Here is a 3359-nt window from a genome sequence, read left to right as displayed (position 1 = left end):
TAAGCGCCCCAGCAAGCGAGGTAAACGAGTCTCTACAATCAGTGCAATCAGCCTCAAAACCGTTGTCACTAACGTAAGTATCGTCGGTTCAACCGATGGTTTGACCTTTGAAGCCTTCATTGCTCGCCACCTGGTTCCGAAACTTTGGAAAGGAGCTTGTGTGATTATGGATAACTACTCGATACACAACCATGACACGATCAGAAAGCTGATTGAGGACGTGGGTGCTAAGTTGATTTATTTACCTCCCTATTCTCCAGACTTTTCACCGATAGAAAATTGCTTCTCAAAGATTTAAAAATATTTTGCGGACGATTGGGGCACGCAGCTATCCCGATCTCGCTAATGCCATTGAAGACGCTTTTTCTCAAGTATCTTTGGAAAACCTCAAAAATTGGTTCACTCACTGTTGCTACTACGCCTCACAAGAGTGAAAAATGCTATATAATCTTTTTCAAGATGAGCTTTAATGGCTCTTTCTATATATTGAATTCTGTGCTCAAAAAACCTGGTTTTTTGCCAAAAAGCGATCCTTTTCCGCCAAAAATCATCGCTGTAAGCCTGATTCACAACTTCTAAGAAAGAATGATAATCTATGGTTTTATTCTGATGAATATATAATGCAGCATGTCTGTAGTAGCCAGGTGCAGGAAGCCAGTTACTATTTATAAACACTTGAAGCTTCTCATGTGGATTGACTACATCTATAAATTCTTTGTCTTCTACATACTTTAGGATTGGATAATTGAGAGTTGCTTTTTTTAGTTCTTCGATTTCCTCCTCTGACAGACCTAACTGATTAGCTCTACAATCGAAGAATATGAAATAATCTAGCAGAAAAGTTTGGCAAAGGAAGTATGCAGCAGGTTGCCCATCATACAGAGGTGGCACAATAAAACATTCTTCTGGATAAATCTTATCGAGAGTGACTGCTTCTCCTGCTTGCACTGCCTGATTAACTTTGACTTGTAAGGTTAAATTTATATCGTTGTTGATCTCAACAATAGGTTGAATACTGCCATCTGGCAATTGCCTTTTTATAGCCCTAAATGCTCTGAGTTCAAGTGGTAGCTCTTCTACTTTCACTGAACCGTTGTTAACTCTGCCCTCAACTTCAGGTACAACAAAAAGCCGAAGGATATCAGAGATTGTTCTGTAGAAGAGTAAATTGTTATCCATGGTGGGTCTGTCTATACAGGCAAGTTTTTGGATTACTGGATTACAAGAACATCCTTGGCATTATTTTGTATAATATTGTAGTACTATCGGGTGAATCATCTTTCTTTATCTGAAGCTGCATAAAAACCCAGTTGGAGCGGACTGAGGTATAGCCAGGTATTCTGCACGAGCTTGATACAGCCGCTCAACCGGAACGTTATACGGCTCAATCCCTGGTAGGTGAGTAACTCTAAGGATGCTTGTTTGTGTTTAATAAAAAGTAAAGACCAGCTCTTATAGCTGAAAGTTATTCACACCCGGAGAAAGATGAGCTTCTTCGAGATCTTCTAAAACTTCTGGCTGATCGTGGAATTGCTATAAAGTGGGCTACTTCACAACACCCATATTCTGAACTTGTGAAAGAATGTCGAACACTGATAAGTGATCCAGATTCTCAGGCGAAGTTCTCCACTTACTTGAAAGCAAATCCGGCAAGGTTTCATCTCAAGAGGCATACGAGCAAATCAAAGCGTTATGGAAAAACCTTAAGAACAGTCGAAAAGGCTTGAAAATCGTCCCACCCCCTGAAGACTACCCAGCATAGTCCATCGGTACCGAGGAGATTCCTGACACCCTAGAATCCCAGCACCGAGATCGCGTCCCGTTTCTGTTCCTCACTCACTGCCAGATACCTTTGAAGAGCATCTAGTGAACTATGACCAGAGATAGTCTGGATCGAACAGAGCGGGATACCAGCGCAGGCCATTTGAGTCAGGGAAGTGCGCCTAAACGAATGAGTACTGACACCCTGCAAGCCCACCCAGTCAGCTGCTTTTCTCAATGCCAGGTCAGCAGCCTGGGAACTCATCTGTCCCTCACTCTTGCCAGGGAATAAGTAGCCTGATTCAGGCAAACCATAGGTACTCAGCAGCGCCGTCAAAGCAGGGTTCATCACAACCTCCCGTGTTGCCTTGGTCTTGGTCGTGATTGCCCGAAAGACAATTCGGTCACTCACAATGTCTTCCCTAGTCAACGCCAGCGCCTCAGAAATTCGGCATCCAGTGAAATAACAGATGCCGAATAATGCCCGGTACTTTGGCGACAACTCCCAAAACAGTAGTTTTAACTGTTCCCTATCAAGGATCGCCGCTTGCCCATTGCGCTGATTTTTCATATCCCTGAGTAATCTTCTTACTTGGTCTTATTTATAGAATACCAAGTAACTTTTCTATACAAAATAATGATTCTTGTTATTGAATAGTGTCAGTTATTAAAAACTTATCAGTTGCTCCCCCTTGTTAATCGCTAGAACCCTGATTCTATCGTTGACTCATAAGTTTTTCTGATTTTGATTACCTGGGGTACTACTATTTACTGTGGTGGATAAGATAGGAGGTAACTGAAGTAACCAGGGCTAACAATATAGTTAAGAGTGAGATCGCTGCAAAGATACCAGCTGAGTGGAAAGCTGAGCTGACCGCAACCATTGGGCGATCGCTCTGTAAATGGGGCGCGGGACTTCATCCAGGTTGTTATATATATGCAGATTTGAAAAGAGCTTCAAAAAGCGCCATTTGATAGCAGTGCAGCCCCCCCCTGGGTAGCGAAAAGGCCAGGAGATATGGAGGCAATGAGATCGCACAAGTGCCTGGAATGCTTGCCAGATTGATACTATAACTGTTTCGGCGATCGCCAAAATCAGGAAGCATGAGCAGGAAATCCAGGAATCGTAGTGGTAAAACGCGCCAAGTTGATTCAATCATTTCACCCATCGAACCATCAGAGCTAGGCGGGGCAAAGATCGTGCAAGCGATCGCCGAAATCGTTGCCACTCATGACTTTGAGAGTCGTCGAAGTATGATCTATGTCTGAACAATGGTACTAAGTTAGGCATTAGATCGGGTGATTGATATCCCTGAAGCTGCAAAATATGGGTACAGTAAAAGAGTAGGCAGTCAGAGAAACGTGCCGTGAAGGTGAACCCACTCCAAACCTTTGCCCGTGCCCAGGTTTTCTGCCACAAAAGTATCCATAGACCCCCGGCCATCGCTGGGGGTTTTGCATTGATAGGAGGTTCCTGATGGTAAGTGATCGCTACAATAACGCTTTGGAATATGCTGCATCATTGCATCGAACCCAGACCCGTAAAGGCACAGATACCCCCTATGTTTCTCACTTAATGGCAGTGTCGATGATTGCCC

The 3359-nt window shown here is 43.6% G+C and carries 4 protein-coding genes and 1 pseudogene; 2 read left to right on the top strand and 3 right to left on the bottom strand.

Translation table 11 applies throughout. The features are described 5' to 3' along the window. Window positions 1–298, top strand: a 298-nt coding sequence (locus DO97_RS22725; RefSeq protein ID WP_204368776.1) for a transposase, incomplete at its 5' end; no start/stop codon positions are given. Window positions 299–399: 101 nt separating this feature from the next. Here DO97_RS22725 and DO97_RS20165 read toward each other — a convergent pair. Further along, a complete protein-coding gene (locus tag DO97_RS20165; protein WP_036537076.1) occupies window positions 400–1179 on the bottom strand; it encodes a hypothetical protein in 780 nt (259 codons plus the stop codon). A gap of 469 nt (window positions 1180–1648) precedes the next feature. On the opposite strand from DO97_RS20165, the pseudogene DO97_RS30465 reads away from it, so the two are divergent. Then, window positions 1649–1762: pseudogene (locus DO97_RS30465) on the top strand (DUF7219 family protein); the annotation flags it as partial. A 30-nt stretch (window positions 1763–1792) separates the two neighbouring features. Here DO97_RS30465 and DO97_RS20160 read toward each other — a convergent pair. Continuing rightward, entirely contained in the window at window positions 1793–2332 is a 540-nt protein-coding gene (locus DO97_RS20160) for a tyrosine-type recombinase/integrase (protein WP_036537073.1), read from the bottom strand. A 358-nt stretch (window positions 2333–2690) separates the two neighbouring features. Then, the gene (locus tag DO97_RS24570) at window positions 2691–2990 is read right to left on the bottom strand and encodes a hypothetical protein (protein ID WP_162183042.1); all 300 of its coding nucleotides are present in this window, start codon (window positions 2988–2990) and stop codon (window positions 2691–2693) included. Between the last annotated feature and the right edge of the window lie 369 nt (window positions 2991–3359).

This window comes from Neosynechococcus sphagnicola sy1, from assembly GCF_000775285.1.
Classification (GTDB): Bacteria; Cyanobacteriota; Cyanobacteriia; order Neosynechococcales; family Neosynechococcaceae; genus Neosynechococcus; species Neosynechococcus sphagnicola.
Note: the sequence above shows the minus strand (reverse complement) of the source record. Positions and strands in the feature narration are given on the sequence as shown.

What these genes read in the sequence shown, in the direction of transcription:
- DO97_RS20165 (WP_036537076.1), bottom strand. Translation starts at nt 1,179, where the DNA reads ATGGATAACAATTTACTCTTCTACAGAACAATCTCTGATATCCTTCGG.
- DO97_RS20160 (WP_036537073.1), bottom strand. Translation starts at nt 2,332, where the DNA reads ATGAAAAATCAGCGCAATGGGCAAGCGGCGATCCTTGATAGGGAACAG.